Source organism: Pantoea sp. MHSD4 (assembly GCF_021043305.1).
In the GTDB taxonomy this organism is placed as follows: domain Bacteria; phylum Pseudomonadota; class Gammaproteobacteria; order Enterobacterales; family Enterobacteriaceae; genus Pantoea; species Pantoea eucalypti.
This window is the reverse complement of sequence record NZ_JAJNDH010000002.1, coordinates 763,004-779,965: the sequence shown is the minus strand read 5'-3', so window position 1 is coordinate 779,965 and position 16,962 is coordinate 763,004. Positions and strand designations below refer to the sequence as shown.

At 55.4% G+C, this 16,962-nt stretch carries 17 protein-coding genes; all 17 read right to left on the bottom strand.

All coding sequences use genetic code 11. The features are described from left to right. Positions 1 to 16: 16 nt before the first annotated feature. Entirely contained in the window at positions 17 to 1,519 is a 1,503-nt protein-coding gene (locus tag LQK91_RS10530) for a serine/threonine protein kinase (protein ID WP_105099289.1), read from the bottom strand. A gap of 27 nt (positions 1,520 to 1,546) precedes the next feature. Beyond that, positions 1,547 to 4,156: a type VI secretion system ATPase TssH gene (tssH, locus tag LQK91_RS10525; RefSeq protein ID WP_078804311.1), complete on the bottom strand. Its 2,610-nt coding sequence runs from the start codon at positions 4,154 to 4,156 to the stop codon at positions 1,547 to 1,549. A 54-nt stretch (positions 4,157 to 4,210) separates the two neighbouring features. Beyond that, complete coding sequence (gene tssG, locus LQK91_RS10520) at positions 4,211 to 5,257, bottom strand: type VI secretion system baseplate subunit TssG (RefSeq protein WP_003853282.1); 1,047 nt, start codon at positions 5,255 to 5,257, stop codon at positions 4,211 to 4,213. Then, positions 5,254 to 7,125, bottom strand: coding sequence for a type VI secretion system baseplate subunit TssF (gene tssF, locus LQK91_RS10515; protein ID WP_003853283.1), 1,872 nt, complete (start codon positions 7,123 to 7,125; stop codon positions 5,254 to 5,256). Before tssF ends, tssG begins: the two co-directional genes overlap by 4 nt. A 2-nt stretch (positions 7,126 to 7,127) precedes the next feature. Beyond that, positions 7,128 to 7,703, bottom strand: coding sequence for a type VI secretion system baseplate subunit TssE (gene tssE, locus LQK91_RS10510; RefSeq protein ID WP_003853285.1), 576 nt, complete (start codon positions 7,701 to 7,703; stop codon positions 7,128 to 7,130). After that, complete coding sequence (locus LQK91_RS10505; protein WP_105099290.1) at positions 7,693 to 8,520, bottom strand: type VI secretion system accessory protein TagJ; 828 nt, start codon at positions 8,518 to 8,520, stop codon at positions 7,693 to 7,695. The genes tssE and LQK91_RS10505 overlap by 11 nt, the downstream gene beginning before the upstream one ends. 16 nt (positions 8,521 to 8,536) lie before the next feature. Beyond that, on the bottom strand, positions 8,537 to 9,517 hold the full coding sequence (locus LQK91_RS10500) for a hypothetical protein (protein ID WP_003853289.1): 981 nt from the start codon (positions 9,515 to 9,517) through the stop codon (positions 8,537 to 8,539). A gap of 10 nt (positions 9,518 to 9,527) precedes the next feature. Further along, on the bottom strand, positions 9,528 to 10,319 hold the full coding sequence (locus LQK91_RS10495) for a PP2C family protein-serine/threonine phosphatase (protein ID WP_003853291.1): 792 nt from the start codon (positions 10,317 to 10,319) through the stop codon (positions 9,528 to 9,530). Next, positions 10,316 to 12,184, bottom strand: a complete 1,869-nt coding sequence (tagH, locus tag LQK91_RS10490; protein ID WP_105099291.1) for a type VI secretion system-associated FHA domain protein TagH — start codon at positions 12,182 to 12,184, stop codon at positions 10,316 to 10,318. The genes LQK91_RS10495 and tagH overlap by 4 nt, the downstream gene beginning before the upstream one ends. Positions 12,185 to 12,565: 381 nt before the next feature. After that, positions 12,566 to 12,964 (bottom strand): lysozyme inhibitor LprI family protein, encoded by a 399-nt coding sequence (locus LQK91_RS10485; RefSeq protein ID WP_039661069.1) that lies wholly within the window; start codon positions 12,962 to 12,964, stop codon positions 12,566 to 12,568. Between the two features lie 23 nt (positions 12,965 to 12,987). Next, positions 12,988 to 13,440 (bottom strand): lysozyme inhibitor LprI family protein, encoded by a 453-nt coding sequence (locus LQK91_RS10480; RefSeq protein ID WP_231001613.1) that lies wholly within the window; start codon positions 13,438 to 13,440, stop codon positions 12,988 to 12,990. Between the two features lie 22 nt (positions 13,441 to 13,462). Further along, a complete protein-coding gene (locus tag LQK91_RS10475; RefSeq protein WP_231001612.1) occupies positions 13,463 to 13,867 on the bottom strand; it encodes a hypothetical protein in 405 nt (134 codons plus the stop codon). Positions 13,868 to 13,978: 111 nt separating this feature from the next. After that, positions 13,979 to 14,338, bottom strand: coding sequence for a T6SS amidase immunity protein Tai4 family protein (locus LQK91_RS10470; protein ID WP_105099294.1), 360 nt, complete (start codon positions 14,336 to 14,338; stop codon positions 13,979 to 13,981). Positions 14,339 to 14,476: 138 nt separating this feature from the next. Then, positions 14,477 to 14,890 carry a hypothetical protein gene (locus LQK91_RS10460; RefSeq protein ID WP_008925982.1) on the bottom strand — a complete coding sequence of 138 codons (414 nt, stop codon included), beginning with the start codon at positions 14,888 to 14,890 and terminating at the stop codon, positions 14,477 to 14,479. Further along, a complete protein-coding gene (locus LQK91_RS10455; protein ID WP_225613732.1) occupies positions 14,887 to 15,807 on the bottom strand; it encodes a hypothetical protein in 921 nt (306 codons plus the stop codon). Before LQK91_RS10455 ends, LQK91_RS10460 begins: the two co-directional genes overlap by 4 nt. A gap of 171 nt (positions 15,808 to 15,978) precedes the next feature. Beyond that, positions 15,979 to 16,461, bottom strand: coding sequence for an Hcp family type VI secretion system effector (locus LQK91_RS10450; protein WP_003853303.1), 483 nt, complete (start codon positions 16,459 to 16,461; stop codon positions 15,979 to 15,981). 240 nt (positions 16,462 to 16,701) lie between these two features. After that, positions 16,702 to 16,962: a hypothetical protein gene (locus LQK91_RS10445; RefSeq protein ID WP_231001611.1), complete on the bottom strand. Its 261-nt coding sequence runs from the start codon at positions 16,960 to 16,962 to the stop codon at positions 16,702 to 16,704.

Below are 16,962 nucleotides of genomic sequence, written 5' to 3'. Positions count from 1 at the left end.
AAGTAATCCCTGACTATTAACTGTGTGGATCGAGCAACCAGACGCCTTCTTCGCTGATGTTCAGCGTCTGCTGGCGGGTGCCACTCTGGCCGCTAATGGCAAAGGTATAGTTGCCCGGTGCAAGCTGCAGCGTCGCGAAGCCATTCACCGCCGGCACCAGCGCCTGCGGCTGACCGTTTACCTGAACGCGTTCCCCCTGCTGCAACCGGATATAAACCTGGGCGACAGGCGCGGGTGGCGGTGCGGGTTGTGGATCGGGTTCACGTGCGGCGGTCTGCACCGGCTCAGAGGTCTGCGCCGGTGCGCTGGCAACGGTGTCCGGCGGAGTCTCAGACTGGGTCGGTGGCGCAGCCACCGGCTGGTTGACCGGTGCGACGGTGACGGCAGGCGCGCTGTTTTGCGCGACCTCAGCCGGCGATGACTCATTACCGCGTGACATCAGCAGACCGGCGCACAGGCCAACCAGCACACCCGCAGCCACCAGGCCTGGCAGAGCAAACCGGTGTCCCAGCAGCGTTTTAAGCGGCGAGGCGGGTTTGACCTCCTCCTCTTCTTCTGCGATCGGCACCAGCATCGTACCTGGCCCGCTCATTTTTGCGCTGAGCAGCGGTTCTGACTCGCGTTCCGGCAGCGCCATCAGCACAGCAAAATCATCAATGCTCTGCGGGCGATCTTCCGGCTTCAGCGCCAGTGCGCGATCCACCGCACTGAGCAGCGCCGTGGAAAATCCTGCCAGACGACGCTGCACCAGCGGCTGATAATTATCTTCGATGCTCCGCACCACGCTGACCGGTGGCGGTGCACCGGTAATCAGCGTATGCAGCACCGCGCCCAGCGCGTAGATATCGGTCCACGCGCCCTGCTCGCTCTCGTCGTTGTCGCTGTATTGCTCAATCGGCGCATAGCCAGGACGCAGCATGGTCTCGCTCTCATCCGACAGGTTGCCGATGGTTTTGCGCGCCGACCCGAAGTCCAGCAGGATCGGCTCGCCGCTGCTCTGAATCTGGATGTTATCCAGCGAGATATCACGATGCAGGTAACCCGCTTCATGGATGGTTTTAATCGCGCCCAGCAGCGGCGGCAGCATGCGACGAATCCAGGCCTCATTCACCGACTGCGGATTCCGTTCGCTGAAGTTCGAGAGCGTGGTGCCGCTGTAGAACACCGTGCCCATATAAGCGGTGTCGTTCTGCACCCAGAAACGCAGCACGTGCAGCAGGTTCGGATGGTTAAAGCGCGCCAGCAGACGTGCCTCCTGAATAAAGCTGTTCAGTCCGGCGTGAAAAGTTTTGCTGAAACGTTCGCTGCGCAGCACCAGATTAAGGTCATCGCTGCGCACCGCCAGTGACGCGGGCATAAACTCTTTGATGGCGATATCACGCTCCAGCTGGTGATCCCAGGCGCGATAGACGATACCAAAGCCACCACCGCCGATAACCTCTTTGATTTCAAACTCATTAAAGCGGTAACCCAGCGGCAGCGCGTTGGGGACATTCAGGGGTTGATCATGTTCCGACATATTCGAAAACTCTCTGATAACTAAGCTTTAAACAGCGAACTGGCAGACAAATTCGCCCTGCTCACAACGCACTTCGACGCGGCGATAGCGTTCATCGCGGGCGTGCGCACTCAGCAATATCTGGCTCATCTGCGGCAACAGCGTGTTAGTGAGGATGGCATCCACCATGCGACCGCCCGACTCCACCTCGGTACAGCGCTGGACGATCTGGCTCACCACCGACTCGTCAATCTGCGCCTCAATCCCATGGTTGTCCGCCAGACGACGCACAATGCGCGCCAGCTGCAGCCGCACAATCTCCGCCAGCATTTCATCGCTGAGCGGGTAATACGGCACCACCAGCAGACGGCCCAGCAGCGCAGGCGGGAACACCTCCAGCAGCGGTTTACGCAGCGCGGTGCTCAGGGCATCGGGATCGGGCATCAGTTCAGGATCGGCACACATTGCGCTGATTAGCTGCGTGCCGACATTCGAGGTCAGAATGATGATGGTGTTACGGAAATCAATGTGGCGACCTTCGCCATCCTCCATCCAGCCCTTATCAAACACCTGGAAGAACAGCTCATGCACATCCGGATGGGCTTTCTCAATCTCATCCAGCAGCACCACGCTGTAGGGACGACGGCGAACGGCTTCGGTCAGCACGCCGCCTTCGCCGTAGCCGACGTAGCCCGGCGGAGCACCTTTCAGCGTCGAGACGGTGTGCGCCTCCTGAAACTCACTCATGTTGATGGTGATAATGTTCTGCTCGCCGCCATACAGCGACTCGGCCAGCGCCAGCGCGGTCTCGGTTTTACCGACACCGGACGGGCCGCACAGCATAAAGACGCCTGCGGGCTTGTTGGGGTTATCCAGGCGGGCGCGCGTAGTGCGAACCCGTTTGGCGATCAGATCCAGACCGTGACGCTGGCCGATGACGCGCTGGTTCAGGGTGTCAGCCAGATTCAGGACGGCGTCGATCTCATTCTTCACCATCCGGCCCAGTGGAATACCGGTCCAGTCCGAGACCACGGCAGCCACCACGCCTGCATCCACGGCGGCAAACAGCAGCGGCGAGTCGCCCTGCAGCGCCGTGAGTTGCTGCTGCGTTGCATCGCGCTGTTCACGCAGCGCCGGATCCTCTTCGGTTACACAGCGGGCGCGCAGCGCAATCAGCGTCTCAACCAGTTCACGCTCCTGCAGCCAGCGCTGTTGCAGTGCATCACGTTCAGTTTCCAGGGCGGTGCGCTCTGCGGCAATCGCCTGCTGGCGGGTCACATCGCCAAGGCCGACGCGGATTTCACGTTCAATGATCTCCGCTTCAATCTCCAGCGCGGCCAGACGATGCAGACAATCTTCCAGCGCCGCAGGCTGTGCGCCCTGACTGACCGCCACGCGCGCGCAGGCAGTATCCAGCAGCGCCACCGCTTTATCGGGCAGCTGACGCGCCGGAATGTAGCGATGGGATAGTTTCACTGCCGCAGTGACTGCATCATCCAGCAACAGCACCCGATGGTGTTTCTCCAGCGCGCTGACGGTGCTGCGCAGCATCAGAATCGCTTTGGCTTCATCCGGCTCCTGCACCTGCACGGTCTGGAAGCGGCGGGTCAGCGCCGGATCTTTCTCGATGTACTTTTTGTATTCGGCCCAGGTGGTCGCGCCGATGGTGCGAAGCTGGCCACGCGCCAGCGCCGGTTTCAGCAGGTTGGCGGCATCGCCGGTGCCCTGCTGACCACCCGCGCCAACCAGAGTGTGGATCTCATCGACAAACAGCACGATCGGCGTCGGGCTGGACTGCACCTCATTGATCAGCGCCTGCAGTCGCGCTTCGAACTCCCCTTTCATCCCGGCACCCGCCTGCAGCAGGCCGATATCCAGCAGCCAGAGCTGCACATCGCGCAGCGGCGCAGGCACATCCCCCGCGGCAATACGCAGCGCGAGGCCTTCGACCACCGCGGTTTTGCCGACGCCCGCTTCACCGGTCAGCAACGGGTTGTTCTGACGACGACGCATCAGGATATCGACCATCTGGCGGATCTCATCGTCACGTCCGGTCACCGGATCGATGCGGCCTTCACGGGCGCGCGCAGTCAGGTCCTGTCCATATTGTTCCAGCGTCGTGCCACCGGCCGCAGGCGGTGCGCCCGCCGCGTCCGCCGGTGCGCTCATCGCCTGCTGCGCTTCTTTGCTGTTACTGAGTAGCGTGTCGAAATCCGCCAGCAGCGCATCGGCATTAACCCGGCTGAACTGGCCGGAGATGCCTTTCAGTACGCTGGCCAGGTTGAAGGTTTTCAGCATACCAATCAGCAGATGACCGCCGCGAATGCGGGTCGCGCCATATTTCAGCGAGGCGTAAACCCACGCCCGCTCAACGGCGCTGTCGATATGCTCAGAGAGGTCGGAGACCGCACTGGCACCGCGAGGCAGGCGATCCAGCGCGGCAACGATGTCCTGAGTCAGGGCCTTTTCATCCAGTGAAAAATGTGTGATGACCTGCTGTAAGTCGCCATCCTGCTGCTGCATCAGTTGATGCAGCCAGTGCACCAGTTCGACATAGGGATTGCCGCGCAGTTTGCAAAAGGCGGTGGCGCTTTCCAGCGAGGTAAATAACAGCGTATCCAGTTTGCCGAATAGCACGGCACGGCTGATTTCTGACATAGGGGGCTCTCTTCAATGAAAGACGCAGGCTGTGTAACAGGGAAAGCGGCTGGGCTAGCGTGAAGCAGCCTCAACCTCAAACATGAAATCTTCACGATCGTGCGGCTGCGGCATCTGCCCCAGCCAGCTGGTATAGCCGAGTCGGGCAGTGCCGCCCAGCGCCACACCCTGCACCTCGTCAGCGGCCAGGATCAGACTGAGATCCCACTGCATTTCGATGCCAAGGTAGTGACGCACCCAGTCGCGCACTTCCTGCGCGCCGGGCGCATCCGGCAGAAAATGGGCATACTGCGCGGCGTTGAGCGGGCCCAGGTGCAGGCGAAAACGGTGCTGCACATCACGTACCGCCACACCGAGAAACGCGGAGGCGCCCAGCCGGGGCATGTGACGTCCCGCGCCCAGTCGGGCCTGATCGCGGCTGTCCAGCGTCAGCCAGTGCGGCAGGTTCTGCGTCAGCCGGACCGGTACGCCAAAGTAGTGGCGCAGGATGCGCACCAGCCCTTCGGCATCATGACCGTGACGGCTGAGATGGCCTACCAGCATCAGCCGGGCATGGAGACTCAGCGAGCTGGCCTGCTGCTGGGCCGGTAAACCGATGCCGGCCAGACAGGCGAGATAGTTCAGGAAGCGACTGTCGTCGGGACGATCCAGCGACACGGTCGGCTGCGCATCCGCCCAGGCACGATAGAACAGCAGCGTGGCGCGGTGGTGAAACAGGTCAGCAAACGCCGACAGGCTGTGATCCTGATGATGCACGATGCGTTCATGCACATATTCGGTCAGATGGGTTGGCAGCGGGCCGTTGGGGCCAAACAGGCCAAAGCTGTAGATCGACAGCTCATGACGCTCCGAACCCTCACGCGGGGTGGCACTGGCGACGGTGGCCGGTGCAAACGCCAGTGACGGCGTCTGACCGATGCGTACCGATTCGAACTTCGGCAGCGGCGCACGGCCCAGCGGATAACGCTGACCGCCCTGCGCGTCCAGCCTTCGCAGCAGCTGAAACAGATCGTAGCGCCACGGCGCGGCCATGACTTTCTGCCAGAAATCATCCGGCAGTCGGGTCAGACGCGGCAGCGTAATGACTTTTTCGCCACTCATATCAGCGCTTTCCTGCCCATGCGCGGCGGCCAGTAGCCCACTTCCCCGCGCTGCTGGCTGTTCAGGGTGAACTCTGTGAAGCTGTTAAGTGCCACCAGCCGGCCACAAACCCGCTCCAGTACGCTGCCAAACAGCCATGGGCTGGCACCCGAAAACGCCTGCTCATCCACTTCCAGCGTGATGCTGACACCGCGCGCAAACACCACCGGCCCTGGCTCAGGCACACGGCGGTTTACCGCGCTGAGCGTACAGTGACGAATGCCGTCAATCTGGCGGGCAACCGGCGCTTCCGCGAGATTAGCGTAGAGACTCAGCAACTGGCGCAGCGCCGCCGCACCTTCCCCGTCGCTGCTGTCCATCAGACTGAGATAGTTCATCTGCAGATGGCTGATCAGCCGCCACGCTGAAAGGCCTTCTGCCAGCGCCGGACGTGGTGGCGTCGGTCCTTTGCACAGCTTCAGCTCCGACACCGGAATGGAATCCGGCATCACGAAATTGCCCTGATCCTGCTGCAGCATCAGCGGCAGATCGCGGCTGGTACACATCACCTCGGCAGAGAGATAGCGCACGTCGTCGCGCCACGGCGCATGATGCTCATCCACCAGCGACAGAAACACTTCTGAACCGATGTAGCCGGTGCGCGTGCCATAACGTTGTGCCTGCTCTGACAGGGTGCGCTGTTCGCGGCGCAGCGAGAAGTAGGCGCCATAGTCACCCTGATCGCCGCTGAAGGTGCTCCAGAACGGGCGGAATACCTGCTCTTCCCGCTTGCCCTCTACGGTGGCAAACAGCCGCTGCACCGAATGCACCTCATAATCCAGTGGCCGGATGTTATCCACTACCAGATGATATTCATGCTGACTGTCGCTGACCTTCAGACGCTCGGCGGTTTTCGGGAAGAGGTTAATGACCGGCGTGCAGTGCAGCGCCAGATGGCTGTGATCGACCACGCTTTCCAGCGCGCTGTCCGCTTTGTCGAGCAGGATGATGATGTCGAACGCCGTGGCGTTGTCGCAGCGGCGCAAAAACGGGCCGAGCTGACTCAGGCTGATAAACTGAAAGCGTGCCGGAAAAGCGAAATATTCCTGCAACAGACGATAGCCGTCGAAGTTGCGCAGGTCGTCGGGCAGCAGCGCCTGCTCTGGCGCAAAACCCTCCTGCTGCAGGGCGTCATCTGTCAGCACCTGACGCTGTGGCCGTTTCTCTACCGACTGCAGCACGATACCTACCCGATGCTGCATCAGCAGCTCAAGCAGCTTCAGCGCCTGAATATCCGGGCCGCTGAGGAACAGCATCAGGTCCTCGACGTTGAGCTGACTCAGCGAGGAGATCCCTTCACAGGTGATACGGATGCGCAGCGCACTTGCCGCGCCCAGGCCCGTGAGTTTCAGCTCGCCAGAAGGCAGATCACCTGGCACGCCGCCGAGGCTGGCTTCAGTGATGCGCAGCGGATGCAGCACCACATCGTGTGCGGTGGAGTAGCTGCAGGTCACCCCGGTTTTTTTCAGGTTCTGGCTCTCCATCATGGTGCCGCGCGGCACCCGGAAACCCTGAGTGATATCACCTTTGCGGCTGTCCGGCGTCAGCTGCGCAATCGCCATGGAGGGCGTTGGCGAGAGGTAAGATGGCGCAATCATCTCCAGCAGACGCTGTGAGAAGCGCGGAAACTCCGCATCCATCTTCAGCTGCACGCGCGACGTCAGGAAGGCAAACCCTTCCATCAGCCGTTCCACATAGGGGTCCGCCACGTCAATGCCATGCATGCCAAGACGTCCCGCCACTTTAGGGTAGCGCGTCGCAAACTCTGCCCCCATCTCGCGCAGGTAGGCCAGTTCACGGTTGTAGTAGTCGAGCAGATTGCTGTCCATGGTTATCCTGCATCCTGAAGTTCGAAATGGCCGCTCTCCAGATCAACCTGAGTGCGGAACAGAAACGCCAGTGGATAAGGCACACACCAGAGCCGCCCTTTGATCTCAATCGACAGCACGTTGTGCAGGCTGAGCGAGCCGAGATCGCTGACGCAGCGCACCTGCAGCCCCTGCGGCAGAATACGCGGCTCGAAGTGCAGAATGGCGTTGGTCATTTTGCGCTGCATATCCTGCCATTCAATATCGGAGACGTTCTGCCCGGCCAGCGGCGCAACGCCGAAATTCCAGACCGAGCGCTGCACCTGATCGAAACCACTGAGATCCTGCTGCGCTTCGTTATTAATGGTGTTGAACAGCCACTGCAGATCGCGCAGGACGTGGCGACGCAGCGTGCTGTGGCTGATCAGCATGCTGTTCTCCGCCTCCTGCTGCTTGTCCGGCGCGTTGTCGGTCAGGCGATCCAGCAATGAGGATTGCAGCTTGTCGCGGGCGGTCAACGCATCGCGCTTTTTGCGCGCGCGAAAGCCGCCGTGCAGCTGGGCATAGCCATCATTGTGCGCGCCTGAATCATGACTCATCGGCAGACTCTGTATTGTCGAACGTGACCTGCTGCAGGCTCAGCAGCGAGAATTCCGCGCTGTCGCTGAGCCACATTTTTTGTCCCTGGCCAATGAACTGATCCGTATCATCGCCAAGTGTCTGCCATTCGGTGACGCTGGCACGCAGAAAACGCTCGTCTGCACCCGCCAGCAGCGGATAGCGCGCCGGAATCTGACACACCTGCTCGCTGCCATCCACCAGCTGCACGCGTGTGTGACGCCACACCAGATCGGTGACGCTGGCAGGCGCCTGGAACTGCATCTCACGAATGGCGGCAAACGGGATCCAGTAGTAACGCCCCTGATTGATCACTTCACACACCGGACCGAAACGGCTGTCGCCATCCATCAGCCAGCTGAATGCGGTTGGCTGATCCTGTTGGGTGGCGGTGCCGGGATTGGCGTCAGCGAGGTCGAGTGCCTCAGCCCGAAGTGCAGTGCCGCGCGCGACATCGCCCGCGGTGTCGGCCTGTAAGGCGGCCAGCAGTGTGTCGCACCAGTGCCAGGCGCTACCCGGCAGAACCGGGTCGGCCTCACCGCGCAGTACCGCGTCACGCTGCAGCTCACCGGCGATCGCCTGCTGCAACAGATTGACGGTTGGTTGCGCCTGCGGACTTAACGCCAGCCAGGATTGCAGCTGCGTCTGCGCGCGCGACCAGTTACCTGACAGGCAAAGCAATTGCACAAAGGCAGCCCGCAGATCGGCATTTGCCGGATTCGCCTGAATCTGGCGGGTGACGTCAGCCAGTGTTTCGCCGAGCGTGGCGTTAGCCAGACGGTGTTGTAAGGATTCCATGCAAACTCCTTTTGCGTCAGTTAAGGGTGCGATAGACCGCAGCGGCGGGATTTTTCAGTTCAGGATGGAGTTTTTCCACCAGCTGTACGCTGAGCGTGCCATCCCCACTGACCCACGGTGACCAGACTTTGCGAACTTCCTGCAGACGCGCCTGAACCGCACTCTCATCAGCCGCTTCGCTGGCGGGCATCTGCACCACCACCTGACGCACCGCCTGCCAGCCGTTAAAACGGTTACTGAACGGAAGAACCAGCCAGCTGTCAGGGGATTTTTCGTTGCTCAGCACCATACGCTCGCTATTGACCGTGGTGATGTGGAGTTCGGCCGTGGATGACTGATTGCTCAGGCCCGTCACCGGGAAACCCTGCAGGAAGGTCACGCCGATTGCCGCAGATGCACCGTTACCTTGCTGAGTCAGGCGGCTTTGCCCGCTGAGCCAGCCGTCAGAACCGCAGACCAGCCCCTGTTTTGCGGGAACAAACAGCGCGCTACCCTGCGCCGGATGCTGCCACCAGGTGCGGAAATGGCAGCCATCCAGCAGACTGAATTGCAGCCACGGCGAGGTATCCGCCTGGGCGGCATTGCGCAGAGCGTCAACAGGCACGGCCGCCGTGGTTGGCTGTTGCTGTTGCTGCTGCGGTGCCGCTGGCGTCACCACGGTTTTCCACTGCTGCGCACGGGCGGCACTGCCGGTGGCGATCTCACTGCCCTCTGGATCGGTCAGCTGCCAGTGCAGTTGCTGCAGCGGTTTACACTGCGTGGCCATCAATCCGGCTACCCGTGGCAAGAACTCTTTTAAAACAGTCGGGTTTTTCTCACCCATCGTCACGATGCGCAGGTTAATGGTGCTGTTACACCAGCTCGACAGCTGATTGTTTTTGACGTCATCAATCCAGACATCCAGTTTCTGTGCCGGGGACTGTACGATGCGATAGTTTTCAGCATAAGCCTGCGTGCTGAGCACCAGCGCAGCCAGACCCAGTAATCCATATTTCATGTTGGCGTTCTCAATCTCGCAGAGGGAAGAACTGCGCCGCTTCAGAGAGCGAGTGCAGCAAGGTGGTGTCCTGGGGCGATCCAATCCAGACGGCCAGCGCGCTGAAATTATCCTGCTGCCCCTGATCCGACTGATCGTTTTTGATGATTTGCTGCATCAGCGTCAGCCACTCTTCCGGTGTGTTCACCATGTGCAGTGACTGCTGCATCTGCTCCAGCGAAACGCCATGCCAGAAACCATCGGTGCAGAGTAAAAAGGCATCGCCATCTTCGATTTCGACCACGTCGCTGTAACTGGCGTCACGCTGCTCATCACCCATCCCCAGCGCAAAATAGAGCAGGTTGCTGTTGATGCCTTCGGTGCGATGTCCGGCATCTTTCATCTGCTGCACCAGGCTGTGGTCGGTGGTGACAAGATAGAGATAGCCGCGACGAAACAGATAGAGGCGGCTATCGCCTGCATGGGCCCAGCAGGCAAGATGGTAGTCGCGGTCAATGAACAGGCTGACCAGCGTGGTCCCCATCCGGCTGTGTTCGCTGCTGGCTTTCTGCTGCTGCCGGATGGCGTGGTTCGCGTGATTAACGTAGTTGCGAATCGACTGCGCATTGAGGTGCGCATCGCCATCAAAGGCCTGCAGCAGGCTGCTGCGGGCGATGGCGGCCGCCCTGTCACCGCCGGGAAACCCGGCTACACCGTCGCAGACGACAAAGCAGGCTGAACGCGTACCGATGACATCACCGATCTGATCCTGATTACTGGCGCGATCGCCCTGATTGGACGTCGAGGCAATAGTGATATTCATGCGTCATCCGTGTGGGTTTGTGAGTCTTTGTACTGATTGACTTCCAGGTCATAGGCGTGCAGAAACGCTTCGCCAAACAGGGTATGAAAGTCGTCTTCGATCTCGCCCGCTGTCTCGCCGTAGCGCTCAACAAAATGCTCCCACAGTGCTGCTTTGCGGCTGCCCGGCAGACCAATACGTGACACTGAACCTGCCTGACGCGCCTCTTCTTCCAGCTGCTCCGGGTTAAAGGATTGCAGCATTGAGGCGATAATGGCGCGGATACCGGCGATCATGCCCAGCTGGTGCGCCTGCAGATCGATCAGCGCATCACGCACCGCCTGACGCGGCGGCATAAAGCCCGGCATCCGGCTGCCGAACATCTGCATTAATACGGTTTTACCCGACGGAAGCAGCTTGAAGGGGTTGTTGGCATCATCAAGGATCACCGTCATGTCGGCTTTGACGCCGCGCTTGAGGATCGAACGCGACGACAGCAGTGCCACCGTGCCCTGTGAGAACATGCTGAGCATCTGACCAAACTGCAGCATCTGTTCGCGATCAAACTGTGGCGTCGGCTGCAGGTCACGCAGGCCCATGCCTTCCAGCAGCGCATCCAGCAGTTCGCCCTTGAGGGCGTCGCCGCTGCTCTGGCTTGGTGTTGAGGGAGGAACTGCAGCGGCATGATGATGACCGGAAGCAACCGGATCGATGCGCAGGCGCCCTTTGGGCGTCGGCGATGGCGTGCGCTGCACTGCCTGCGGCGTGGGCAGCGTGATCCCGCCGTAGTCGTTCTGCGGATTCACCGCGTCAGGCTGGCTGGACTCCGCTTCATCCGCCTGGCGTGGGGCTTCGCTGTGCACCTGGCTTTGAGGCTGGTCATCAACCGGTAAGTCGATACCGCTGAACAGCGGTGAGTTTTCCATTTCGTTCAGGCTGACGGAGACCTGCTCGGGTTCGTGTGCAGTAACCGGCTCAGGCTTTGCCTCTTGCTGAGGCGATACCGGCGACGTGGACGGTTTCGCTGTCGGCAGCTCCGGCTGTGCCAGCGGCACCGCATTGCCCATCATCAGTCCTAATGGATCGTCATGGTTGCGCACATCAGTCTGGCTCTCGCCGTCAAACAGACTAAGCGGATCCAGTTCAGCGGCGGGCGCTTCAGCCTGCTTTGGCGCGTTATGCTGCTGAGCCGACAGCGTGCTCGGCGTCCGATCGTCAAAAATGCTCTGCTGTGCGAAGAGCGCATCGCCGTCATCAAACAGGCTGCTGCTTTTAGGCTGCTGACCATAATCCAGCGGCGCATCGTTGATCAGTTGCGCCAGCGGATCTTCCGGATTCCGGTCAGACGCAGCAGGCGTGGTCAGCGGATGGGCATCCGGCATCTCCGGCACCGCTTTGCGTTTAGAGAGATCGTCTGAAATCGAAAACTCTTTCGCCAGGCTGTCCCAGATTTCGCTGGGAATGGCAGCGGTGGTGCTGGCTTTTTCAGCTGCCGGTTCGCGAACAGGTGCAGCGGGCTGCACGGGTTCAGGACGAGGAACGGCCCTTTCCATCTGCGGCTGATGATCACTGTTGAGGTCGCTGACCAGCAGTTGATAATCATCAATGCCGAGAATGTCTCCATCCTGCAGTTCAACCTGCCGACCGCGCTCCAGCGGAATATCGTTGAGCAGCACACGTGTCACATTGCCACGGTTGGTCAGGCGACATTCGCCGTTCGCGGTGATGTGCACAATCGCCTGCAGGCGGGAGAGCGTCCGGTCATCATCTGGCAGCACCAGATTGTTATCCACGCCGCGACCAATGGTGCCGCCGGGCGGGAAGAAATCACAATGAGTCTGAGGCGGCTGTTGGCCCGGTTTAGTCGTTATTATCGTAAAGCGCATAACGGATTCCTGCGGTTAGCGGTTCGGCATCTATACCGCGCACCTCTCAGGGAAAGGCGCGGGGTATAGGGAGCGGGAGATTTTAGAATTGGTTTTCTTAAATAGCTGGCGGTTAATTAAGACTTATAAACAGAAAAGCCATCATATTTAGTTAAGCCGATAACATTGCGTTAAAGGTTTATTTTTAACTAACGAACAGGGTAATAATTAAAATAAATTCAAAGATAATCTTATTATGAGCACCAGAGACTCTCTTGCTTAAATAGCATTTATTCAGAATCATTTACAGCATTGAAAAAAACGGGATTAAAGCGTAACGCCATGCGCGATAGTTAAAGAGAATGTCGTGCCAGACTTGTAAAGCCTGAGCAAGGAAAATCATCAGTAAGGCAGTTGTTTCAGAAGAGCAAAACGCTCTTTATCGATGCGGATAACACAGAGATTAGTCGCCACCGCACTCGCATTGCTGCCTTCTTCAGCCGCAAAGGCCTCCAGCCTGCACTGTCCATCACGATACTTCAGCCAGTTGCGCTGGGTATCTACCAGCGTTGCGACATAGTCATCAGCCAGTTTTTTCTGTGTGCCGTACATCTGTACAATCCGCTTTTTAGCCGTCTGGTACGCTTTGTTCAGGTCATCTTCCGCCAGCGTCTTCTGCTGAACAGTACACTGAAACAGCGTGCCGTCTGAAGGCTGTTTTGCACAGGTCTCATCAGCGATCGCTGAAGCACTTACGGAAAGGGACACACCGATCAAAATCAGTTTACTTATTCTTTTCATAATTATCTCAGCACTCTTAACGATCAATGATAGGGAATCAACTTAAGCTTTATGATTCTTTGCTCGTTAAGCTCAGAAGTGCACATATTAAAATTAGCGTTACTTAAATCACTTCCTTTATCTGCAACATAAGAAGCCAGTTTACAGTCATTATCCCGGTACTGTAGCCACGCTCGTTGAGCGTCAGTTAATGTACTCATATATTGACTAAGCGCTTTATTATCACCTTCAAAAAGAGTTTCAACTCTGGCTTTAGCCAGTTTATATTCTTTATTTAAATCAATCTCAGTCTGGCTTCTGTTTTTCCGGGCGCAATTGTAAACTTCCTGGTCGTTATTCCCTTTTGAACAATCACTCATTGCGTGGACGGGCGAAACATACATAACCGTGATAGACAGCAATATAGAAAAACATGTTCTCATTAAAATCTTTACCTGTAATAACTTACCCATGCCTGAGCAAATGGGCAGACTCATTATGCAGCACTTTATAAGCGGTTTATTTCATCACGCCAACATCCTGAGCAATAACATTCCCCTTGAATGTCACGATATAATCCCAGAGGTTATCGCCCTTCTGACTGGGATAAAAAGAATACTCGTACTTTCCATTCGTAAAGCGATATCCCCTGAAGTCGCAGACATCAGGGCAATTTGTATTGATGGTCTCGCCTTTAAGGACAATTGAAGAATTATCTTTTACTTTTCTGGACTTGAGCGAAACGTTATCACAGGTGAGATTACCTTCCTCACAACTATAGGTGATATCCGCCTTGAATATTTTTCCTTCAAAGTGTGAAACTGATTTTGCTAAAGACAATGAAGGCAAACCAATAAGCACCATGATAATAATATGGATTATTTTCTTTATCATATGTTGATTCCATTTACGAGTCACTATCATGCTGAGCTTCAGCTGTAAACGCGATTACATTTAACTAAAAACATCTTCTATGAAAGTTCATTTATGATATTTAGCGTTACTGTATCCCTGGAGCTTTCCACAAAAAAGAAATTAATTTTTATATTTATTATAGAGAGATTCAGCATACTGGCTTTGCGCAAGTAGCGTGCATTTCATCATATTGAAATTTCCTGAAACCGAGCCTGTAAGGTTCATCTTCAGATAGTCATTGATTAACTTATCGCCCTCGCTGAATGCTTCAACGGGAAGATGGCTTATCTCTAACCAGGCTGACGCGCTTTTAAAGGCATCCTCAGTAAAAGCCTTGTCAGTGGTAGCTTTACCTGCGCAACGGTTAAGAAGCCAGTTGCTGAAAATCTGCGGTTGTTTAAACGAGTCAGGAGCAGGAGGCGTTATCGCCAGCGCCGCAGGAGATGACGTCAGAGCCAGTAAAATCAGTAAGTTTTTCATTTCAGTATCCACAGGGAGGCAACATCAGGAACAAAACTACCATTTTCTGCACCACCCAGGAAGTGACAGGTATCAGAGCAGATATTGCCGTCAGAGTGTCACACGCCCTCGGGCATTGCTGCAGTCTTATCCCTAACCTCAGTTAAATACATAAACGAAAACTGCCATAAAAACAGCCCAGCCAACGGTCAGGAAAAATGTAAACTGGTAAAGGTGGAGCGTTTTTTCCATCCACACCATTTTCTCTCTGGGTTGTTGCTGCACAAATTCATAGGCCTGAATACTGACATTTTCAGACTTAGAAAAACGCATTTTCCGCCCCTTTCTGAGATTCATGAAAAATGCTACTTTCTGATAATTAGCATAGAATCCCAAATGGTTTGCAACTTTAGTGGTCAAGTCTAGTTGCAACCCTGTACTTTGATAAAGATTGATAAAATCCTGATAAGCTTTTTGATTAACTCTAAAGAACCACGCAGTATAAACATGCAGCGAAATAACTAAAACAGATAAAATTAAGCAGCCATACATAAAAAAATCATACCAAATCATAAAATCTTATCCATCAAAATACCCGCCCCTTTTTCACCCAGCTTAGCAGAGCCATAACCACCCACTGTGGAACCAACTATTCCACAAGCTAATGCACCAATGCCTCCGGTTGCAACACCCAGTGCCACACAGGCAGATGTTGCAAGTGTTGCAGACGCCGCACCAGCTAAGATAGCTGCAGTCGTGCTTGCTGCAAACTTAGAATACTCTTTCACCGCCACTTTAGAGCATTCATTTTCTCTTTCTTTGGTACAACTGTGATAAACCTCATTAGTCGTATTTACAGCACTAAATCCTATCGAAACCCACCCACCCATTTTCATGAATTTTGCTGCTTTGGCTGCACTATCTACATAGGTCGAATAACCACGTATTGCTGTTGTGCCTGCCGTTTGCCAATCATGGATGATAGAGGAACTGGAAAGGTTTAATGCATGTTTTATCTTCTCGTAGGGGCGCAAATTCAGCACAAATCGGGATAAACGATTCAGTAACACTTCAAGCTCACCAAACAACCGCTTCCGCTCAACAAAAAACTGCTGACCGAACAATGTTCCAGATGTCAGATATTGATTACGATAGGCATTTTCAATGGCGGTAAGTTTATTGCCAATTTCATTAAAACACTTCTCGCCTGCGTCACCTATGATACCTGAGGCTTTATCCATAAAGTTGGTAATTGCAGCAATAGAGACATAATGGCGGTTAAAGAAATCAGCCTCATCAACCGTCAGATGAGTGACACTATTATTGGTTCTGGATTTAGTCTCTTCCAGAGTGCGCATGGCTGCAGGATGATTGTTACCGTCAGGGTCAGCAACGGTTAAAATCTGGCCTGGTTTAGCCCATGCAACATCAGCATTTAATTGCAAAAAATAGTTCGCGGCAGACATATTGCGCGTGCCATAAAGCCACATTGCCTGCTCAGTCAGTCTTCCCGGACGCTGAACAACACAAAATCCCGGCTCAATTGAATTTTTTCAGCCATAAACAACCTCCTTTTGCAATTTAATGAGCTAAACGTATAACCACTGCATTAATTCATTAATTTTAATGAAGATACGCCCCCTTTTCGGAGGCGTCGTTTATTACGCTTCTTTGTTGCCTTTGATGTCCCAGCCTGCGCTGCTCTCTGCGCCTTTGCCGCCGGAAGCGCTCTGCTCCCAGTACTGCTGCTTCACTTTGGATGCCTGGAAGGAGTAAGTCATTCCCAGTGTATCGCCGTTGTCGGAGCCATTGTAATTCACAGCGGTCACCAGAACGTCTTCCAGGGTGATGCGTGCATACTCAACCTGAGAGCCGCCCGCTTTACAGATAGAGAGTTCAACTTTAGCGAGATGCTTACCGCTTGCGCAGTTCTTCAACAGCGCCGTAGTTGACTTGTCGATTAATGCATTCACGTGCAGGTCGTTAAAGTTAACCTTACCGGCACCGCCGCCGCCGCCAACAGACATGTTGCCTGGCTGAGAGGCACCCCATGAGAAAGAGGTAATATCGGTCCAGCCAGTGTGGTTTGAGTCTTTCGACTCGCCAGTAACACCGTCAACCTTCATAAACATATCAATAGCCATTATCTTTCACTCTTTATTGGTTGAGAATATTGCTTTCAAAAAAAGCAAGGATATGGCAAAAAGAAAAGCATGGGGCTGAATAAAACAGTCCATATTTTACCTTTGCCTTGCTTCTGAAATATCGTCATAAACGATATTTCAGATACCGAATTACCAGGCATTAAGCCGGGCAATATATATTCATCTTTTCATAATGCGGAATCGAGGTTTTCACCTGGCATTCAGAAAGCAGAGAAGCAATTAATAAATTCTTCTTAGCTTAGCCCCTGCCCAGTAAAAACCTAACGAAACAGTGACTGAAAGAGCAATCACAATACCGTTAATTATTTTCATCATTATCGTGACATTCCAGTCACAGAAGAAAATGAAATAACCTGTACAGCTGAATAAAATCAGGCCAGAAATAAATTTCAGCAGGAGATGTAATAAATACAGGACTAGCTTTTTAACCATGCTGTCATCCTCCCTGACACTCATTTCAGCAAACTTTCTGTCAGGCAT